Origin of the sequence: Caldimonas sp. KR1-144 (assembly GCF_049446155.1) — a bacterium.
Classification (GTDB): Bacteria; Pseudomonadota; Gammaproteobacteria; order Burkholderiales; family Burkholderiaceae_C; genus Rivibacter.
This window is the reverse complement of sequence record NZ_JBMSEE010000001.1, coordinates 442,686-460,407: the sequence shown is the minus strand read 5'-3', so window position 1 is coordinate 460,407 and position 17,722 is coordinate 442,686. Positions and strand designations below refer to the sequence as shown.

The window sequence follows — 17,722 nt, the reverse complement described above, 5'->3', positions numbered from 1 at the left end:
CTCCTTGGCGCCGGCGTGGCGCATCGTCGAGCCTTCAGTCTCGAAGCCCTGGCTGTCGCGTGTGCGAGCCGCCGGTAAAGATGCGTTTCAGACCAGGCCGAGCGCACCCAACACCGCGCCGGCGCCGATCAGCCACAGCAAGTGGATGCGCGTGCGCCAGACCAGCACCGCGGCGGCTGCCGTCAGCGCCAGCGGCGCCCATTCGCGCGCCGAGGCGGTGAGCAGCCAGCCGGTGGCCACCAGCAGGGCGAGCGTGATCGGCGCCATGCCGGCCTTGAAGGCACGCACCGCGCGCCAGTCCTCGCGCGCATGGCCCCAGCGCGCGGCGGCGAAGGCCAGCGTCGTCGACGGCAGCAAGATGCCCAGCAGCGTCGCGGCCGCGCCCGCCAGGCCACCGGCCTGGTAGCCGAGCACCGCGACGAACAGCACGTTGGGGCCGGGCGCGGCCTGCGCCAGCGCGATGGAGGAACTGAACTGGGCGTCGGTCAACAGGTGGTGCTCGTCGACCATCAGCCGGTGCATGTCGGGCGCGACGGTGATCGCGCCGCCGATCGACAGCAGCGACAACAGCAGGAAGTGGCCGAACAGCGAGAGCCAGCCGTCCCAGCCGATGGAGGCGAAGGCGCTCATCCCGGCTCCTTCGCGGCCAGGCGTCGCCACGCCAGCAGGCACGCGAAGCTGCCCAGGCCCAGCAGCACGGCCACCAGCGGCCAGCGCAGGATCGCGATCATCACGAAGGTGGCTGCGCCGAGCGCCCCGCACCACGCCAGGCCCAGCGGGCTGGCCTTCAGCGGCTTGGCGAGCTTGAGCGCGGTGCCGATGACGAGGCCCGCGGCGACCGCGCTCATGCCGCGCAGCGCGCCGGCCACCTGCGGATGCGTCGCGACTTCGGCATACAGCACGGTGAGCAGCAGCACCAGCACCAGCGGCGCGAGCATCATGCCGGCCAGCGCGGCGAAGGCGCCGCGCCAGCCGAACCAGCGGTCGCCCACCATCAGCGAGAGGTTGCAGACATTGGGCCCGGGCAGCACCTGGGCCAGCGACAGCATCTCGAGGTACTGCGCCTTGGTCAGCCAGCGGCGGCGCTCGCACAGCTCGCGCTGTGCAACGGCCAGGACGCCGCCGAAGCCCTGCAGGGCCAGTGAAGTGAAGGCGACGAACAGGTCGCGCGGGGATCGGGGCGGCGAGGCACCGTGGACGTCGTCGGCATCTTCGAGCATGGGCCGATGGTACGGATCGACCACCAACCCGCGCTGGCGCTCAGGCTCGGCCGAACAGCCGCTGGGCATGCACGCCCAGCCCGCGCGCCACGCTGGCGAGCCGGTCGCCGGGCACCGCCCGCGCCGCGGGAAACGCCGCGGCCAGCCGCGCCACCAGCGGCGCGAGGCCGGTCGAGCCGCCGGTGAAGTAGAGCGTGTCGATGCGCTCGGGTGTCAGCTGCGCGCGCTGCACGGTCTCGCGCGCGGCCCGCACGATGCGCTCTAAGTCGGCGTCGATCGCGGCGATCGCGCGCGGCTCGTCGAGCACGACCGCGAGGCCGGCCTCGACGGCATCGAGCGCGATGCGCACGCCGGGACCGTTGGCATCCTGTTGCGCAACGTCGATCTTCGCGGCCTCGGTCAGCGCGGCCAGCTCGTGGCCCAGCCGATGGCGCAGCACATTCATCAGCCGGGCGTGATGCGCGCCGTCGGCGTACCAGCTGGCCATGCGGGCGATCTCGGCCACGCGCTGCGGCGCGTAGACGGTGTTGATCAGGTGCCAGGTCGCGAGGTCGTGGTAGACGCCCGAGGGCACCTCGCGCGGCGCCTGTCCGGGCCGTGCAGGCCCCAGGGCGCGGTAGCCGATCGCCGGCAGCACGGCTTCGAGCTCGAGGCGGCGGTCGAAGTCGGTGCCGGCGATGTGCACGCCGTGGTTGGCGAGGATGTCGTCGTGGCGTTCGAGACGGCCGCGCCGCTCGGGGCCGACGCGCACGATGGAGAAGTCCGAGGTGCCGCCGCCGATGTCGGCCACCAGCACCAGCTCCTCGCGCACGGCGCTGCGCTCGTGGTCGAAGGCGGCGGCGATGGGCTCGAACTGGAACGCGATCTCGTGCAGGCCGACGTCGCGTGCGCAGGTTTCGAGCGCGGCCTGCGCGGCGGCGTCGCGCTCGGGATCGTCGTCGACGAAGTAGACGGGGCGGCCCAGCACCGCGCGCTCGACCGACGCGCCCGAGGCGTGCTCGGCGGCGTCCTTGAGCTCGCGCAGGTAGCCGGTGACGATGTCGCGGTAGCGCAGCGCATGGCCGCCGCCGACGTCGGTGCTCTGCTCGAAGAGGCTCGAGCCGAGCAGGCTCTTCATCGAGCGCATCAGGCGACCGTCGTAGCCGTCGACATAGGCCGCCACCGCGGCGCGGCCGACCGCGTGCGGCGGCTGGGCGCCTGGCGCCAGCGGCGGATGCTCGGCGAAATAGAACACCGCCGTGGGCATGGTCGGCTGGCCATCCTCGAGCGCGACGAGGCGCGAGCCGGCCTCGGCGTGCGGCACCGCGACGGCCGAGTTCGACGTGCCGAAGTCGATTGCGCACCACGAAACGCTCATGCCGTGCCTCAGGCGTAGACAGCGACCACCTGGTACGCCAGCGCGACCAGCGCACCGTCCGGGGCCCACAGCAGGCCGCGCTGGTTCACGTAGCCGTCGGACGCGGCCAGCGTGTCCATGTCCATGCGGAAATGCGCGTCGAGCGGCGTGCCGTCGGCGAGCGGGCGCAGCTCCAGCGCCCAGGTCACGGAGCTCGACGGCGCGCGTTGCGGCAGGCGTCCGATCGCCGGCGTGGGCGGCGTGTCGGCCAGCAGCACGCAGCGCAGTTCAGGGTGCACGTCGACGTCGTCGCGCAGGCGCAGGTACAGGCGCGTGTTCCAGGCGTCGCCGCCGCTGTAGGGCACGGGGCCTTCGGCCCAGCGCATGTCGAAGTGCTGGATGAAGGCCGGCGTCATGCCGGGCACGAAGGGCACGCGCTGGGCCTGCTCGGCGGCCACCGCGATCGGCTCGGCCTCGGGCAGCAGCTTGGGCAGCACGCTCTCGCGCGCGTGGCCGAAGGTCGCCAGCAGCACCGCCGCGGTGGCCGGCGCGCCGTCCTCGCCGGCCTGCGTGACCTCGGCCTGGACCTGGCGCATGTTCTTGCCCGAGCGCAGCACGCGCACCTTGACCGCCATCTCGCCGGCGCCCACCGGCCCGGCGAAGCTCGTCTGCAGCGCACGCAGCGGCGGCAAGCCATCGCCGGCCAGATCGTGCATGGCCTTCACGCCCAGTGCCGCGATGAGGCCGCCGAAGGTGGTGCGGCCCTGGAGCCAGTCGTCGGTGATCGTGAAGTGCACCGCATTGCCGTCGCGACGGCGCCGGGCGACGAGCTGCGAGAAGGGCGTGCGGGGCAAGGCGGCGTGGCTCATCGGCGCGTCGGCGTGAAGGGGCGGGCGCGCATTATCGAACGATCGTTCTTTTCGTGCGGTCGCCGCGCTTTCCGCGGTGGCATGATGCGCGGCTTCGCGCTGTCCGCCGCGTGGCGTGCGCACCAGAATCGTTCGACCATGACCTCGATCCACCGCTTCACCGTCTCCTCGCTGTGCCTGGCCGCCGTGCTGGCGCTGCCGCTGCCTGCCGCGGCTCAATCTTCCAAGGGCAATGTGCTGAGCCTCGGCAAGGGCCAGGGCAAGGGCGCGCTCTTGACGCGCGACCAGCTGCGCAGCTGCCTCAAGGAGCAGGCCGAGGTCAAGAAGGCCGGCGCCGAGGCCGTCAAGGCGCAAGGCGATATCGACGCGAAGAAGGCCGAGGTCGACAAGCTCGACGCCGAACTGCAGGCCCAGCGCGCGACGCTGGACGCCACCAACGAGGCCGCCGTCAACGACTTCAACGCCAAGGTGCGCGAGCGCGATGCGCTGATCGAGGGCTACAACGCGGCGCTTCCGGCCTTCAATACGCTGGCCAAGGCCTACCAGGAGCGCCAGGGCAACTGGCAGCGCGACTGCGCGGACCGGCCGTACGACGAGGCGGACTACTTCGCGATCCAGCGGGGCAAGTGAGCGGGCAGGGCGCTCAGCCCTTCTCGGCGAGCGCCTTCAGGTTGGCCAGGCCGGCCTCGAAGTCCTTGCCGACCATCCCGTCGGCGAACAAGGCCATCCAGCGAAACAGCGGGTTGCTGCCCATGTCGCCGTTCATGGTCCAGCTCACGCGCGTGACGGCCGGATTCGAGCCGGCCGGCTCGAAGCGGATGTCGCCGCCCGAGGTGGTGCCGAAGTCGGGGAAGTAGAGCTCGTAGGCCACGCGCTTGCTCGGCGCGGCGGCGGTCATCGTCATGCGGCCGTCGCCTTCGGTCTTGCTCTTCCACTCCCAGGTGGCGCCCTGGCCGGACTCGGGGCCGCTGTAGGTGATCTGCATCGCCGGGTCGCGCTGGTTCCACACGCTCCAGCGCTTCCATTCGCGCGGCGAGGCGACCAGCGCGTAGACCTTGTCGGGTGGCGCGGCGACGTCGACCGCGCGCGTCACGGTGAACTTGGGCGACAGCAGCAGGCCGCCGCCGTACAGCAGCGCGGCCAGGGCCACGATCGCGATCACCAGCCACTTCAGCGTCTTCACCAGCATGGTCGTCCTCCCGGGTCGGATGGCCGCGAGAGCCTAGGGTGATGCCGCCGTGCTGTCCATCGGGACGCTGCCCATAATCCATCGGCATCGCTGAAGGAGACAAGACCATGCTGTTCCCGACCACGATCGCCGGAAGCCTGCCCAAGCCGGCCTGGCTCGCCGAGACGAACAAGCTGTGGCCGCGCTGGCGGGCCGAGGGCCCCGAGCTCGAGCAGGCCAAGCTCGATGCGACGCTGCTGTGGATCAAGGCGCAGGAGGACGCGGGCATCGACGTCATCGGCGACGGCGAGCAGTCGCGCCAGCACTTCGTGCACGGATTCCTCGAGCAGGTCGAGGGCATCGACTTCGAGCACAAGGTCGAGATGGGCATCCGCCGCGACCGCTACAAGGCGATGGTGCCGCAGGTGGTCTCGGCCCTGAAGCTCAAGGGCCGCGTGCACGAGCGCGAGGCGCGCTTCCTGCGCGCGCACACGAAGCGCAGGATCAAGTTCACGCTGCCCGGCCCGATGACCATCGTCGACACCGTGGCCGACCGCTTCTACGGCGACCGCGTGAAGATGGCCTTCGCGTTTGCCGAGCTGCTGAACCAGGAGGCGCTCGCGCTGCAGGCCGATGGCGTGGACGTGATCCAGTTCGACGAACCGGCCTTCAACGTCTACCTCGACGAGGCCGCCGACTGGGGCGTCAAGGCGCTCGAACGCGCGGCGCAGGGCCTGAGCTGCACGACCGCCGTGCACATCTGCTACGGCTACGGCATCCAGGCCAACATCGAATGGAAGAAGACGCTCGGCGAGGAATGGCGCCAGTACGAGAAGGTGTTCCCGGCGCTGGCGAAGAGCACGATCGGGCAGGTGAGCCTGGAGTGCATCCACTCGCACGTGCCGCCCGAGCTGATGGCCTTGCTCGAGGGCAAGGACGTGCTGGTCGGCGTGATCGACGTGGCCAGCGAGCAGGTGGAAACGCCCGAGGAGGTGGCCGAAACCATCGGCCGCGCGCTGCAGTTCGTGCCCAGGCACCGGCTGTACGCCTGCACCAACTGCGGCCTGGCGCCGATGCCGCGCGAGGTGGCGCAGGCCAAGCTGCGCGCGCTGGCCGAGGGCGCGGCGCTGGCGCGGCTCAAACTGGGCTGAGCAGTAAAAGAAAACCGCGGCCGAGGCCGCGGTTCTTCTTTGGGGCGAAACGCGCCTGCTGGATTACAGCGGGCGGATGTTCGCGGCTTGCGGGCCCTTCTGGCCTTGCTTCACCTCGAACTCGACGCGCTGGTTTTCCTGCAGCGTCTTGAAGCCGTTGCCTTCGATGTCGCGGAAGTGCGCGAAGACGTCAGCGCCGCCGCCGTCTTGGGCGATGAAGCCGAAGCCCTTGGCTTCGTTGAACCACTTCACGGTGCCGGTTTGCTTGCTCATATGACGTTCCTTGTGTGTTGTCAAAGCAGTGGATGGAATCAGCGCGCGGCAAAGCGCTGCGCGCCAGCAGAGACACTCAAGAAACGCAATCGGGGGATGCGAACCAGACGGCACCGCACAGGGCGGCCACCGGATTGAACAGACCTCTGAAGAGACGGCCTTGGGTATATCTACGCCGGCCATTGTAATCGCAGGCGCACAATTCCCTGCACCCGGCTGTCACGAAAGAGGAGTTGGCGATGAGCGAATCCCCGAATGACCTCGGCGAGCCGCGCTGGAAACACGATGGCGTGCGCGTGATCCACGCGAACCAGCTCGACCCCAACACCGCGCAAACGCCCGGCATGGACCGCCGGGCGGCCATCACCTACGCGCGCGTGGGCGCGCAGAAGCTCTGGGCCGGCACGGTGCACATCCATCCGAACGCCAAGACCGGCGCGCACCACCACGGTCCGCTGGAAAGCGTGATCTTCGTCGTCAGGGGCCGTGCGCGCATGCGCTGGGGCGAGCGGCTGGAGTTCACTGCCGAGGCGGGGCCGGGCGATTTCATATACGTGCCGCCCTATGTGCCGCACCAGGAGATCAACGCCAGCCGCGACGACGAGCTCGAGTGCGTGGTGGTCAGAAGCGACGGCGAGGCGGTGGCGATCAACCTCGACATCGAGCCGGTCGAGCAGCCCGAAGACGTGCCCTGGATCGATCCGATCCACCGCGGCTGAGTCGCCTCAGACCGCCTCGGCGCGCGAGGGCCAGGCGGCACAGCGCTCGGCGATGCGTGCGGCCAGCGCGGCGATGCCGGCGTCCGAGAGGTCGTCGGTCTCGAAGCGCTGTGCAGCGGTCAGTGCCGCCAGGTTCTGGCGTTGCGAGCGCGCGTACAGCGGGTCGTAGTGCAGCGCGATCAGTTCGTCGAACAGCGGGCGCAGCTCGCGCGCACGCGCCCAGCCGATCCAGCGCTCGAGCGTCTCGTTCGGCTGCAGCCCCTTGAGCAGGGCCAGCTTGGACGCAAGGTCCTCGGGATCGTCGGCAAAGAAGGCGTAGTCGCGCAGCAGGTAGTCGAGCCGCGCCTCGCGGGTGGCGGCAATCTCGATGCACGGCGCGGCGCGCAGCGGCAGCAGCAGCGCGTCGGGCAGCGAGATGCGGCCGATGCGCCGGCTCTCGGCCTCGACGAACACCGGCCGGGCAGGATCGAAGCCCTCGACGACCGCGGCCACCTGCGTCTCGAAACCCTTCTGCGACGGCTGCTGCACGCCCGGCACGGCGCCGAGCACCGAGCCGCGGTGGCCGGCGAGTCCTTCGAGGTCGAGCACTTGCGCGCCCTGCGCGGCCAGCGCCTGCAGCACGCGTGTCTTGGCGCTGCCGGTCGGGCCGCACACCACGCGCAGCGGCAGCGCGGCGATGCGCTCGTCGAGCAAGCTCATGACATGGCGGCGCCAGGCCTTGTAGCCGCCTTGCAGCTGCTGCGCGTCCCAGCCGATCAGGCGCAGCCAGGTCACGAAGCTTGCGCTGCGCATGCCGCCGCGCCAGCAATAGAGCAGTGGTCGCCAGTTCCTGGGTCGGTCCTTGAAGAACGGACCGTCGAGGTGGCGCGCGATGTTGCGCGCGACCATCGCGGCGCCGAGCTTGCGTGCCTCGAAGGCCGAATCCTGCACGTAGATCGTGCCGACGATGCGGCGCTCCTCGTCGTCGAGCACCGGGCAGTTGACCGCGCCGGGAATGTGGTCGAGCGCGAACTCGGCCGGCGAGCGAACGTCGACGACGGCGTCGAAGCCATGGCGGTCCGCAGGGCCGAAACTGCGCGCGCTCATGTCGGCCCCTCGTCCGACGAGTACGTCGTCCGGTCCCCCAAGGGGACGCGGGCCGGCTTGGGAACGGCCCGGCGCTCGGCCCGCTGAATGCACAGCTGCGTCATGCGAAGCCTTCCCCCCAACCGGCACAATCCGCGCATGTCTGCCATCGACCTCGAACCCGTTCGTCTCACCCAGTTCTCCCATGGCGGCGGCTGCGGCTGCAAGATCGCGCCCGGCTTGCTGCGCGAGATCCTCGCCCAGGCACCGCAAGGCCTCGTGCCGCCGCAACTGCTGGTGGGCACCGAGACCAGCGACGACGCCGCGGTCTACCGGCTCAATGACGAGCAGGCCCTGGTGGCCACCACCGATTTCTTCACGCCGATTGTCGACGACCCGCACGACTTCGGCCGCATCGCGGCCACCAACGCGATCTCCGACGTCTACGCGATGGGCGCGACGCCGATCCTGGCGCTGGCCATCGTCGGCATGCCGATCGCCAGGCTCGCACCGCAGGTGATCGGCGCGGTGCTCGAAGGCGGTGCGAGCGTGTGCCGCGAGGCCGGCATCCCGATCGCCGGCGGCCATTCGATCGATGTGCTCGAGCCGATCTACGGCCTCGTCGCGCTGGGCATCGCGCACCCGAAGCGCATCCGCCGCAATGCCGATGCGCGCGCCGGCGACGTGCTGGTGCTCGGCAAGCCGCTCGGCGTGGGCGTGCTGTCGGCGGCGCTGAAGAAGGGCGCGCTCGACGACGACGGCTACGGCGAGATGGTGGCACTGACGACGCAGCTCAACCGCGTCGGCCCGGCGCTCGCGGCGATCGACGAGGTGCATGCGATCACCGACGTGACCGGCTTCGGCCTCGCCGGCCATGCGCTCGAGGTCGCGCGCGGCTCGCGGCTCGATGCGCTGATCGACTGGCCCGCGGTGCCGCTGGTCGATCGCGCCGCGGCGTTCGCGCGCGAGGGCGTGGCCACCGGCGCGTCGGCGCGCAACTGGGCCGGCTATGGCGCCGAGGTGCAGGGCGCCGACGCGTTGGCCGACTGGCAGCGCACGCTGCTGACCGACCCGCAGACCAGCGGTGGGCTGCTGGTGAGCTGCGCGCCGCAGGCGCAAGAGCGCGTGCTGGCGGTGTTTCGCGAGGCCGGGTTCGGGCGCGCGGCGGCGGTTGGCAGGCTCGCCGCCGTGGCCGGAGCCGAGCCGGTGTTGCGCGTCGTGCCCTGAGGCCTGAAACCTCAGCGCGACGGCGCCGAGGCCGCGGCCTCGGCATGCAGCTTGCGCAGCCGCTCGCGCCACGCGGTCCAGTCGACCGGACCGGTCTCGAAGCGCCTTTGCAGGTTGGCCAGGACGTTGCCCCAGGCGCGGTCGAAGTAGGCATGGGCCTGGTCCCACTCGCCGCCGTCGCCCCAGCCCGTGTGGTGAAGCGTGACCCGTGTCTGGCGCTCGCCCACCGGCTCGAAGCGGACCACCACGAAGGTGCGCTGCTCGCGCACCGTCGGCAGGCTGGGCGGCGCGTTCCAGTCGAAAGAGAGCATGCGCTTGGGCTGCAGCGCCATGAAGCGCATCGTGTCCGCACCCTTCATGCCGGGCTGCGCGTAAGGGTCGATGTAGACGTGGAAGGCGCCGTCGACGCGCGCGTCGATCTCGGCCTCGGGCGCGAAGAAGCTGGTGATGCCCTCGCGGGTGGTCCAGGCGGCCCAGGCGTCGTCGAGCGACGCGGCGACGACGACCTGCTTGTCGAGGCTTCGCTCGGTGGCGCTGGCGTTGCCGCACAGGGCGACGCCAAGAGCGAACAGCACGGCGAGCACGGTCGATCGGGGAGCGTGGCGGGGCATGGCGGCCTTTCGAAGTTGGCGCCATCGTGCCGCAGTTCGCCTGCGCAGGCCATGCGCTCGTCGCGGCTGCGGCGCGTTTCGCACTTCGATGCCTGCAGTTCATCGCAAACGGGCTGCGCCGCCGCGCGGCCTTGACGATAGTTCGCTCCATCGAACGACGCGTACCCACGCAAGACCTCAAGGAGCCGAACATGAAGACCCTGATCCCCGCCTCGATCAAGCTCGCGATCGCCGCCGTGGCGGTCGGCTTCACCGCGCTGCAAGGCGCCGCGGTCGACCACCTGGCACAGCACCAGGGCCAGGCCAGCGTCACGCCGCACGTGCAGCTCGAGCGCGTGGTCATCAGCGCCAGCCGCGACGCGCTCGCGCAACCGCTCGCGCTGCGCTGATTGACCCGCGCGGCGCGCGCGTGCCACACTCGCGCCCTCGCATCGGCCGGCATGCTTGCCCGCCATCCCTCAACCCAGCCACAGGAGACGAGTCATGAAGCAGCACATTGATCTTGCCGTCCTCCTGACGCCGGCTGCGGTCTGACGGCGCTTCGTCCCCGAACCGCCTCCGTTTCGCGAACCTCGCCGCCGCGCGCGGCCCGCGTCAGTCCCTCTCGAAGTCCGCACCCGTCACGGGATGCGTGTTCGCTTGCGCTTTGCGCGGCGTTCTTCCACCGAGAACTGACACCACCATGTTCGCGATCGAAGCCCTTTCCGATTCCTTCGAACGACTTCATTCCATCGGCTGGCATGCCGGCCTTCACGACGCGGCGAGCGCCGCGCTCGCCGAACTCGACGACCTCGAGACCGCCCCGCGCCTCGCGCGCGTGGTCACCGTGCACCGCGAGACGGTGCAGTTGCACGACGGCGAATGCGAGTTCGCCGCGCGCGTTCGCCCGCGCCTGCGCCATGCGCTCGACGAGCAGGGCACGGCACTGGCAGTCGGCGACTGGGTGCTGGTCGACGCCGATGCCTGGACGCGCGCGCGCCTGGCGCCGCAGACCCACCTCGTGCGGCGCGACGCCGACGGCCGACGCCATCCGCTGGCCAGCAACGTCGACACCGCGCTGCTGGTGATGGGGCTGGACCTGGACTTCAGCGCGCGCCGGCTGGAACGCTTCCTGACCCTGCTGGCCGGCAGCGGCGTGCGGCCGGTGGTCGTGCTGACCAAGGCCGATCTCGTCGCGCCGGCGGCGAGCGAGGCGTTGGCGGCCGACGAGATCGACGCGCTGCGCGCACGCGTCGGGCCCGACGTGCCCCTGCTCGCGGTCAACGGCACCTCGCCCGAGGTGGCGCAGCAGCTCGCGCCCTGGCTCGAGGCGGGGCGCACCGTGGTGCTGCTGGGCTCGTCGGGCGCCGGCAAGTCGACGCTGACCAACACGCTGGCCGGGCGCGCGGTGCAGGTGACGCAGCAGGTGCGCGAGCACGACCATCGCGGGCAGCACACGACCACCGCGCGCGTGCTGCACCGGCTGCCCTGCGGCGCCTGCGTGATCGACACGCCGGGACTGCGCGCGCTGCGGCCGGACATCGATGCCGACGGGCTGGCCGAGAGCTTCGGCGACATAGAGCGGCTGGCGCCGCGCTGCCGCTTTCGCGATTGCCGCCACCAGGGCGAGCCGGGCTGCGCGGTGCGCGAGTCGGTGCACGAAGACCGGCTGCGCAACTTCCACAAGCTGCAGCGCGAACTTCAGCGCGACACGATGACGGCGCTCGAGAAGCGCGAGCTGGTCGCGGGCTGGAAGGCGCGGACCCGCTCGGTGCGGGCCTACATGAAGACCAAGCGCGGCGAGGGCGACCGGTGAGGCGGGCTCAGGCGGCCTTCTTGCCGGCCACCGGCAGGTACTGCGCCGAGGTCACGCCCATCGAGACGTACAGGCTCGTCACCGCCTCGATGCCGATCTCGGCCGGCCGCACCCAGTCGACCGGCACGTACAGCAGGCCGCCGCCGACCGGCACCGGCGCGGTCGGCACCACGACCGCGAAGCAGGGCCGGCCGCCGACCAGCAGCGGTTCGGGCGTCGACAGCAGGCCCAGCACCACGACGCCCTCGCGCTCGGTTCCGCCGAAGTGGCACCACACCGCACTCATCGACTGCAGCCCGTCGCCTTCGCGCTGCGAGAGCAGGTCGACGAAGCGGCGGATCAGATCGTAGACGCCGCGCACCAGCGGAATGCGCCCGACCAGCGCGTTGACCGCGCGCGCCAGCCCGCGCTCCAGGTTGGCCTCGATCAGCAGGCCCAGCCCGAAGATCGCCGCCAGCACGAACAGCAGGCCGATGCCGTAGCCGATCACCTCGGAACCGGTCAGCCCGAAGCCGATCGACACCAGCAGGTGGCCGACGAGGCTTTCCGGCCCCAGCCAGCCGAACAGCAGGCGCACGGCCCACACGACGATGGCCACCGTGGCCGCGAGCGGCAGCGCGGCCAGCAGGCCGGTGAGGAAGATGCGCAGAAGTTTGCGGGCGGAGGTCTGCAAGTCGGGCTCCTGTGGGCAAGCGCAGTGTGCCTGCTGGCAGGCCTCAGCCGCGCAGCCGGTCGCGCTGCGCCAACGCCGGAAACAGCCGCATCCACGTCAGCGCGACGACGATCGTCCCGATGCCTCCCATCACGACCGACCCGACCGGTCCGAACCACGCCGCGGTGACGCCCGACTCGAACTCGCCGAGCTGGTTGCTCGCGCCGATGAAGATCGAGTTCACCGCGCTGACGCGCCCGCGCATTTCGTTCGGCGTTTCCAGCTGCACGAGTGTCTGGCGGATCACGACGCTGACCATGTCGGCCGCGCCGCTGACGAACAGCGCGCCAAGCGAGACCCAGAACGAGGTCGACAGCCCGAAGGCCAGCGTCGCGAGGCCGAACACGATCACCGCGACGAACATCGCGCGACCGACATGGCGCTCGATCGGCCGGCGCGTGAGCCAAACCGAAAGCAGCAGCGCGCCGGCCGCCGGCGCCGAGCGCAGCAGGCCCAGCCCCCACGGACCGACATGCAGGATGTCCTTCGCGAAGATCGGCAGCAGCGCGACCGCGCCGCCCAGCAGCACCGCGAACAGGTCCAGCGAGATCGCGCCCAGCATCGCCTCGCGGCTGCGGATGAAGCTCACGCCGGCGAACACGGTGCGCAACGTGACCGGTTCCCTGGGTGGCGGCGCATGCTCGTAGCGCAGCCCGAAGGCCAGCCACAGCGCGGCAACGAACAGCGCCGCACACGTGCCGTAGACCACCCCAGCGCCGGCCGCGTAGAGCAGGCCGCCGAGCGCCGGCCCGCCGATGATCGCCACCTGCATGCCGGCCGAGCTGAAGGCGAGCGCGCGCGGCAGCACCACGTCGGGCACCAGCAGCGCCGGCAGCGCCTGCTGCACCGGCATCTGGAAGGCGCGCGCCGTGCCGAGCAGCACCGAGATCCCCAGCAGCAGCTCGCGGCTGGCCCAATGGCCCAGCGCCGAAGCCGCGAGCAGCCCGCCGATGGCGGTCTGCAGCGCGAAGCATGCGGCCAGGATGCGACCGCGATGCCAGCGGTCGGCCGCATGGCCGGCCGGCAAGGTCAGCACCAGCGCGGGCAGGAACTGCAGCAGCCCGACGAGGCCGAGGTCCCAGGCGCTGGCGGTCAGTTCGTACATCTGCCAGCCGACCGCGACCATCATCATCTGGCTGCCTGCGCTGCCGGCCAGGCGCGCGCACCAGAAGCGCATGAAGGCCGGGTGTTCGCGCAGCGGCGATCGCCCGACGCTCATTCGTTCGATTCGATCATGGCGTCAGCGTCGGTCCGGGCACGAGCAGCCGGTGTCGAAGACGATGCGCCAGTCGCCGTTGGGCTCGCGGCGCCACACCGAGTTGAAGCTGCCGATCGGGCGGCCGTCGGGGCCGTAGACCGGGCCCTTGGACATCGCGAGCGTGCCGTTGTCGAGCACCTCGACGTCGCGCGGCTCCCACGAGAACGGCGCCGCCGGGCCCTCGAACCAGCGCTTCCAGTGCGCGGCCACGGCGGCCTTGCCGCGCAGCGGCTCGGGGCCGGTGAAGAACACCGTGTCCTCGGCGAGGAAGCGCTTGAAGCCTTCGTGGTCGCGCGCGGCCATCGTGCGCGCGAAGTCGGCTTCGGTGTTGCGCACCTGGCGCGCGAGCACCATGTTGCTTTCGTTGGGCAGCAGCAGCGGGCCGCTGCCGCAGCCCGCGACGGCGGCGGCGGCGCCCAGCATCAGGACGGATCGCAACAGCGACGGCAGTCTCATCTCGGGTCCTCCTCGGTGTGTGTTCAGCTTGATTCGGCCACGGCTTCGTCGTCGTCGGACTCGAGCTGCTGCAGCTCGTAGAGCCGGCGGTAGATGCCGCCTTCGATCGCCATCAGCGCCTCGTGCGAGCCGATTTCGGCGATGCGGCCGTGGTTGAGAACGACGATGCGGTCGGCATCGCGGATCGTCGACAGCCGGTGCGCGACGGCGATCGTCGTGACGCGCCCGCGCACCAGCGCCAGCGCCTGTTGGACCGCGCGCTCGGTCTCGCTGTCGATGTGGCTGGTCGCCTCGTCGAGCAGCAGGATCTTCGGCGCGCCGGCCAGCGCGCGCGCGATCGCGACCAGCTGCTTCTGGCCCACCGACAGCCGCGCGCCGCCTTCGCCCAGCGGCGTGTCGTAGCCGCGCTCGAGCGCCTCGATGAACTCGTGCGCGCGAGCCGCGCGCGCCGCGGCCTCGATCTGCGCATCCGGAATGTCGCGCCCCATCGCGATGTTCTCGCGCGCGCTCGCCGCAAGCAGGAAGGGCTCCTGCGGCACCAGGCCCACCGCGGCGCGGAACGCCGCATCGCCGAGCGCCTCGACCGGCACGCCGTCGAGCGTCAGGCGACCGGCCGGCGCCGGGTAGAAGCGCAGCAGCAGCGACAGCAGCGTGCTCTTGCCGCTGCCGGTATGGCCGACGATGCCGACGAACTCGCCCGGCGCGATCGCGAGGTCGATGTGCGACAGGACGTTCGGCCCGCTGCCGTAGGCAAAGCTCAGGTCGTGGAAGCGCACCGCGCCTTGCGTCACCGCGCCGCCGGCATTGGGCGCGTGGGCCTCGGCCTCGTCGAGCAAGGTGTTCACGCGCGCGGCCGACACCACCGCCTGCTGCAGCTGCGAGAACTGCATCGTGATCTGGATCAGCGGGTCGACCACGCGCGTCACGTAGCTGATGAAGGCGTACAGCACGCCGATCTCGACCGCGCTCAGGCCGCCGCCCTCGAACTGCCGCAGGCCCGACACGCCGATCACCGCCGCCAGCAAGGCGACGTTGAGGAAGTCGAGCGCCGGGCGCAGCAGCCAGGCGTTGGCGCGCAGCTCGCGCTTGCGCGAGGCGTAGTGCGCCTCGTTGACGCCCTTGTAGCGCTCGGCGAATCGGCCGCTCGCGTTGTCGGTCTGCAGCACCGCCATGCCGGCGATCGACTCGGCCATCTGCGCATTGAGCTCGCTGCGCAGCTCGCGCGTGCGCGCCACCGCCGGCGCGGACCAGCGCTGGTACAGCCAGACGATGACGATCACCGCCGGCAGCAGCACCGCGACGATGGCCATCAGCTTCCAGTCGAGCAGGGCCATCGTCACCAGCAGGCCGGCCAGCAGGATCAGGCTGTCTAGCATCACGAACAGCACCTGCACGTAGAGCTGCTGCACCGCCTCGGTGTCGTTGGTGACGCGGCTGACGAGCTGGCCCGTGATGGCGCGGTCGAAGTAGCTCATCGGCAGGCGCAGCACGTGGCCGTAGACCGTTTCGCGCAGGCGCCGCACCGAGCGCATCGCCAGGCCCGCCAGCCGCACGAGCTGGCCGTAGCGAAGCAGCGATGCGAGCGCGCCGGCCACCAGCGCGCCCAGCAGCAAGCCGCCGATGGACCACAGGTCGCCATCGCGCGGCAGCAAGTGGCGGTCGATCAGCGCCTTGCCGAGGATGGGGCCGAGCGCCTCGAGCCCGGCCGCGAGCGCGAGGCCGAAGGCGCCGAGCTTCAGGTGGCGAAGATCGGGCCGCGCGGCGCGCCACAGCAGCGCGAAGGCGGCGCGGCGCGGGTCGGCGTCGCGTGCCGGCGTCGAAGCGGATGCGCCCGGCAGCGCCGCGGTGACTTCAGGCGGCATCGAGCGTGGCCTCCAGTTGTTCCTCCAGCTGCTGGTAGCGCCATTGCGCGGCGTACCAGCCGCCGCGTGCCACCAGCTCGTCGTGCGTGCCGCGCTCGGTCACGCGGCCGTGATGCAGCACGACGATGTGGTCGGCGTCGGCCACCGCGCTCAGCCGGTGCGCCACGATGATCACGCTGCGGCCGCGCCGCTGCTCGCGCAGGTGGGCCAGGATGCTGGCCTCGGTGCCGGTGTCGACGGCCGATAGCGCGTCGTCGAGCAGCAGCAGCGGGCAGTCGGCCAGCAGCGCGCGCGCGATCGCCACGCGCTGGCGCTGCCCGCCCGAGAGCGTGACGCCGCGCTCGCCGACCGGCGTCGCGTAGCCCTGCGGCAGGCGCAGGATGTCGTCGTGCACGGCGGCCAGGCGCGCGGCACGCTCGATCTGCGCCGGCGTCGCGCGCGGCTGCGCCAGCGCAATGTTCTCGGCCACCGAGGCCGAGAACAGGAAGGGCTCCTGCGGCACCCAGGCGCAGGCTTCGCGCAGCACGTCGAGCCGCAGGTGCGAAAGGTCGGTGCCGCCCCAGTGCAGCGAGCCATGCTGCGGTACCCACTGGCGCAGCAGCAGCTTGAGCAGGGTGCTCTTGCCCGCGCCGGTCGGGCCGACCAGGCCCAGCGTCTGGCCCGGCGCGAGCGACAGCGAGACCTCGTCGAGTGCGAGCGCGCGCTGGCCGGGATACGAGAAGCTCACGTCGCGCGCCTCGATCGCGCCGGGCGTGATGGCGTCGACGGCGCCGTCGTCGTCGAGCGTCAGCGGCGCGTCGAGCACCGGCTGCAGACGGCCCCAGGCTGCGCGGCCGCGCTCGATCAGCGACAACACCCAGCCGGCCGCAAACATCGGCCAGATCAGCTGGCCGAGGTAGAGGCTGAAGCTGGTCAGCTGGCCGATCGTGAGCTCCGCATGCCACACCAGCCAGCCGCCGTAGCCCAGCGTCAGCACGGTGGCGGCCGTCAGCGACAGGCCGACCGCAGGCTCGTAGGTCGCTTCCCAGCGCTGCGCGCGCTCGCTGGCGTGCGCGGCGCCTTCGGCCAGCTCGGCGAAGCGCTGCGCGCTGCGCGTCTCCAGGCCCAGTGCGCGCAGGGTGCGCACGCCGGCCAGGGTTTCCTGCACGTGGTCGTTGAGGTCGGAAAAGCGCGCCAGCGCGTCGTGCGAGGCGTCGTGCACGTGGCGCGAGATCCACCAGAAGGCCAGCGCCATCGCCGGAAAGGGCAGCAGCGCGACGGCGGCCAGGCGAGCGTCGACCGCGAAGGCCATCGAGACGACCACCAGCACCAGGGTCAGCGTGCCGTCGAAACCGGCCAGCAGCGCCTCGCCGGCGGCCAGCTCGACCGCGTCGATGTCGTTGGTGGCCAGCGCCATCAGGTCGCCGGTGCGGCGCTGCTGGTAGAAGCGCGGGCCTTGAAGCGTCAGGCGCCGGTACAGGCGCTCGCGCAGCTCGACGCCGAGCCGGTAGGCCGCGGCATAGAGCTTGAGCCGCCAGCCCACGCGCAGAAAGTAGATCGCGACGCCGGCGCCGAGCAGCAGCGCGAGCTCGCGCGTGAGCGATGGCGCGTCGAGCCGGCCGGCGACCAGCTCGTCGACCAGATGGCCGACCTGGCGCGGCAGCCAGACGATCAGGAAGGCAATGCCGACCAGCATCAGCGCCGAGGCGGCATAGGCGCGCCCATGGCGGCGCACGAAGGCGAGAAGGAGTCCGGTGAGCGTCACGGATGGGTCACGATGGGCCGCCACGGCGAAGGTCGGTTGCAGGCACCTCGTGGGCGCACCGCTGCGGCGGGCGTGGCGAGTGTAGGGGCGCGCGTCGGGGCGTGCGGCGCCGTGGGCATCGATCTTCGTTGCGTTTCGGCAGCTTGCGGGCGCAGTTCGAGCCGCGCTTGGGGCCGTTCATCGCACGCCGCGTGCAATCGGGCGGCCCGGCGCCCACACTGCATTCACCCCGAACCGATTCCGCCCCATCAGGAGC

At 71.4% G+C, this 17,722-nt stretch carries 19 protein-coding genes; 6 read left to right on the top strand and 13 right to left on the bottom strand.

Features of this window, described 5'->3' with window-relative positions; translation table 11 throughout:
- Positions 1 to 87 precede the first annotated feature (87 nt).
- From ACO2TI_RS02385 to ACO2TI_RS02370, 4 genes are read right to left on the bottom strand one after another with little or no spacing between them, the layout of a single operon-like run.
- Entirely contained in the window at positions 88 to 630 is a 543-nt protein-coding gene (locus ACO2TI_RS02385) for a chromate transporter (protein WP_423281840.1), read from the bottom strand.
- Positions 627 to 1,220 (bottom strand): chromate transporter, encoded by a 594-nt coding sequence (locus ACO2TI_RS02380; protein ID WP_423281839.1) that lies wholly within the window; start codon positions 1,218 to 1,220, stop codon positions 627 to 629. The genes ACO2TI_RS02385 and ACO2TI_RS02380 overlap by 4 nt, the downstream gene beginning before the upstream one ends.
- 40 nt (positions 1,221 to 1,260) lie before the next feature.
- Complete coding sequence (locus ACO2TI_RS02375) at positions 1,261 to 2,577, bottom strand: Hsp70 family protein (RefSeq protein ID WP_423281838.1); 1,317 nt, start codon at positions 2,575 to 2,577, stop codon at positions 1,261 to 1,263.
- An 8-nt stretch (positions 2,578 to 2,585) separates the two neighbouring features.
- Entirely contained in the window at positions 2,586 to 3,425 is an 840-nt protein-coding gene (locus ACO2TI_RS02370) for an acyl-CoA thioesterase (protein ID WP_423281837.1), read from the bottom strand.
- Between the two features lie 138 nt (positions 3,426 to 3,563).
- Here ACO2TI_RS02370 and ACO2TI_RS02365 point away from each other — a divergent pair, with 138 nt between their 5' ends.
- Positions 3,564 to 4,055, top strand: a complete 492-nt coding sequence (locus tag ACO2TI_RS02365) for a hypothetical protein (protein ID WP_423281836.1) — start codon at positions 3,564 to 3,566, stop codon at positions 4,053 to 4,055.
- Positions 4,056 to 4,068: 13 nt separating this feature from the next.
- Here the strand turns inward: ACO2TI_RS02365 and ACO2TI_RS02360 are convergent, their stop codons facing one another.
- Entirely contained in the window at positions 4,069 to 4,614 is a 546-nt protein-coding gene (locus ACO2TI_RS02360) for an SRPBCC family protein (protein ID WP_423281835.1), read from the bottom strand.
- Positions 4,615 to 4,724: 110 nt separating this feature from the next.
- Here ACO2TI_RS02360 and ACO2TI_RS02355 point away from each other — a divergent pair, with 110 nt between their 5' ends.
- Positions 4,725 to 5,744 (top strand): methionine synthase, encoded by a 1,020-nt coding sequence (locus tag ACO2TI_RS02355; protein ID WP_423282134.1) that lies wholly within the window; start codon positions 4,725 to 4,727, stop codon positions 5,742 to 5,744.
- 63 nt (positions 5,745 to 5,807) lie between these two features.
- Here the strand turns inward: ACO2TI_RS02355 and cspE are convergent, their stop codons facing one another.
- Complete coding sequence (gene cspE, locus ACO2TI_RS02350) at positions 5,808 to 6,017, bottom strand: transcription antiterminator/RNA stability regulator CspE (RefSeq protein ID WP_423281834.1); 210 nt, start codon at positions 6,015 to 6,017, stop codon at positions 5,808 to 5,810.
- 239 nt (positions 6,018 to 6,256) lie between these two features.
- Between cspE and ACO2TI_RS02345 the strand changes: the two genes are divergently transcribed.
- Positions 6,257 to 6,736: a cupin domain-containing protein gene (locus tag ACO2TI_RS02345; protein ID WP_423281833.1), complete on the top strand. Its 480-nt coding sequence runs from the start codon at positions 6,257 to 6,259 to the stop codon at positions 6,734 to 6,736.
- A 6-nt stretch (positions 6,737 to 6,742) separates the two neighbouring features.
- Here the strand turns inward: ACO2TI_RS02345 and mnmH are convergent, their stop codons facing one another.
- Positions 6,743 to 7,822, bottom strand: coding sequence for a tRNA 2-selenouridine(34) synthase MnmH (gene mnmH / locus ACO2TI_RS02340; RefSeq protein WP_423281832.1), 1,080 nt, complete (start codon positions 7,820 to 7,822; stop codon positions 6,743 to 6,745).
- A 138-nt stretch (positions 7,823 to 7,960) separates the two neighbouring features.
- Between mnmH and selD the strand changes: the two genes are divergently transcribed.
- Positions 7,961 to 9,028 (top strand): selenide, water dikinase SelD, encoded by a 1,068-nt coding sequence (selD, locus tag ACO2TI_RS02335; RefSeq protein WP_423281831.1) that lies wholly within the window; start codon positions 7,961 to 7,963, stop codon positions 9,026 to 9,028.
- An 11-nt stretch (positions 9,029 to 9,039) separates the two neighbouring features.
- Here the strand turns inward: selD and ACO2TI_RS02330 are convergent, their stop codons facing one another.
- Entirely contained in the window at positions 9,040 to 9,639 is a 600-nt protein-coding gene (locus tag ACO2TI_RS02330) for an SRPBCC family protein (protein ID WP_423281830.1), read from the bottom strand.
- A 191-nt stretch (positions 9,640 to 9,830) separates the two neighbouring features.
- Here ACO2TI_RS02330 and ACO2TI_RS02325 point away from each other — a divergent pair, with 191 nt between their 5' ends.
- Both ACO2TI_RS02325 and rsgA read left to right on the top strand, forming a co-directional pair.
- Positions 9,831 to 10,028, top strand: a complete 198-nt coding sequence (locus ACO2TI_RS02325; protein ID WP_423281829.1) for a hypothetical protein — start codon at positions 9,831 to 9,833, stop codon at positions 10,026 to 10,028.
- A 293-nt stretch (positions 10,029 to 10,321) separates the two neighbouring features.
- Positions 10,322 to 11,434 carry a ribosome small subunit-dependent GTPase A gene (rsgA, locus tag ACO2TI_RS02320; RefSeq protein ID WP_423281827.1) on the top strand — a complete coding sequence of 371 codons (1,113 nt, stop codon included), beginning with the start codon at positions 10,322 to 10,324 and terminating at the stop codon, positions 11,432 to 11,434.
- Between the two features lie 7 nt (positions 11,435 to 11,441).
- On the opposite strand, the gene ACO2TI_RS02315 is transcribed toward rsgA, so the two are convergent.
- The 5 genes from ACO2TI_RS02315 to ACO2TI_RS02295 are packed head-to-tail and all read right to left on the bottom strand — an operon-like array spanning position 11,442 to position 17,466.
- Positions 11,442 to 12,107 (bottom strand): DUF502 domain-containing protein, encoded by a 666-nt coding sequence (locus tag ACO2TI_RS02315; RefSeq protein ID WP_423281826.1) that lies wholly within the window; start codon positions 12,105 to 12,107, stop codon positions 11,442 to 11,444.
- Positions 12,108 to 12,150: 43 nt separating this feature from the next.
- Positions 12,151 to 13,365, bottom strand: coding sequence for an MFS transporter (locus ACO2TI_RS02310; protein ID WP_423281825.1), 1,215 nt, complete (start codon positions 13,363 to 13,365; stop codon positions 12,151 to 12,153).
- 21 nt (positions 13,366 to 13,386) lie between these two features.
- Positions 13,387 to 13,860: a YybH family protein gene (locus ACO2TI_RS02305; protein ID WP_423281824.1), complete on the bottom strand. Its 474-nt coding sequence runs from the start codon at positions 13,858 to 13,860 to the stop codon at positions 13,387 to 13,389.
- Between the two features lie 23 nt (positions 13,861 to 13,883).
- A complete protein-coding gene (locus ACO2TI_RS02300; protein ID WP_423281823.1) occupies positions 13,884 to 15,722 on the bottom strand; it encodes an ABC transporter ATP-binding protein in 1,839 nt (612 codons plus the stop codon).
- Entirely contained in the window at positions 15,712 to 17,466 is a 1,755-nt protein-coding gene (locus ACO2TI_RS02295) for an ABC transporter ATP-binding protein (RefSeq protein WP_423281822.1), read from the bottom strand. The genes ACO2TI_RS02300 and ACO2TI_RS02295 overlap by 11 nt, the downstream gene beginning before the upstream one ends.
- Between the last annotated feature and the right edge of the window lie 256 nt (positions 17,467 to 17,722).

Coding starts and splice junctions, on each gene's coding strand:
- cspE (WP_423281834.1), bottom strand. CDS start 6,017: ATGAGCAAGCAAACCGGCACCGTGAAGTGGTTCAACGAAGCCAAGGGC.
- ACO2TI_RS02310 (WP_423281825.1), bottom strand. CDS start 13,365: ATGAGCGTCGGGCGATCGCCGCTGCGCGAACACCCGGCCTTCATGCGC.
- ACO2TI_RS02360 (WP_423281835.1), bottom strand. CDS start 4,614: ATGCTGGTGAAGACGCTGAAGTGGCTGGTGATCGCGATCGTGGCCCTG.
- ACO2TI_RS02305 (WP_423281824.1), bottom strand. CDS start 13,860: ATGAGACTGCCGTCGCTGTTGCGATCCGTCCTGATGCTGGGCGCCGCC.
- ACO2TI_RS02330 (WP_423281830.1), bottom strand. CDS start 9,639: ATGCCCCGCCACGCTCCCCGATCGACCGTGCTCGCCGTGCTGTTCGCT.
- ACO2TI_RS02385 (WP_423281840.1), bottom strand. CDS start 630: ATGAGCGCCTTCGCCTCCATCGGCTGGGACGGCTGGCTCTCGCTGTTC.
- ACO2TI_RS02325 (WP_423281829.1), top strand. CDS start 9,831: ATGAAGACCCTGATCCCCGCCTCGATCAAGCTCGCGATCGCCGCCGTG.
- rsgA (WP_423281827.1), top strand. CDS start 10,322: ATGTTCGCGATCGAAGCCCTTTCCGATTCCTTCGAACGACTTCATTCC.
- ACO2TI_RS02345 (WP_423281833.1), top strand. CDS start 6,257: ATGAGCGAATCCCCGAATGACCTCGGCGAGCCGCGCTGGAAACACGAT.
- ACO2TI_RS02365 (WP_423281836.1), top strand. CDS start 3,564: ATGACCTCGATCCACCGCTTCACCGTCTCCTCGCTGTGCCTGGCCGCC.
- ACO2TI_RS02370 (WP_423281837.1), bottom strand. CDS start 3,425: ATGAGCCACGCCGCCTTGCCCCGCACGCCCTTCTCGCAGCTCGTCGCC.
- ACO2TI_RS02300 (WP_423281823.1), bottom strand. CDS start 15,722: ATGCCGCCTGAAGTCACCGCGGCGCTGCCGGGCGCATCCGCTTCGACG.
- ACO2TI_RS02380 (WP_423281839.1), bottom strand. CDS start 1,220: ATGCTCGAAGATGCCGACGACGTCCACGGTGCCTCGCCGCCCCGATCC.
- mnmH (WP_423281832.1), bottom strand. CDS start 7,822: ATGAGCGCGCGCAGTTTCGGCCCTGCGGACCGCCATGGCTTCGACGCC.
- ACO2TI_RS02375 (WP_423281838.1), bottom strand. CDS start 2,577: ATGAGCGTTTCGTGGTGCGCAATCGACTTCGGCACGTCGAACTCGGCC.
- selD (WP_423281831.1), top strand. CDS start 7,961: ATGTCTGCCATCGACCTCGAACCCGTTCGTCTCACCCAGTTCTCCCAT.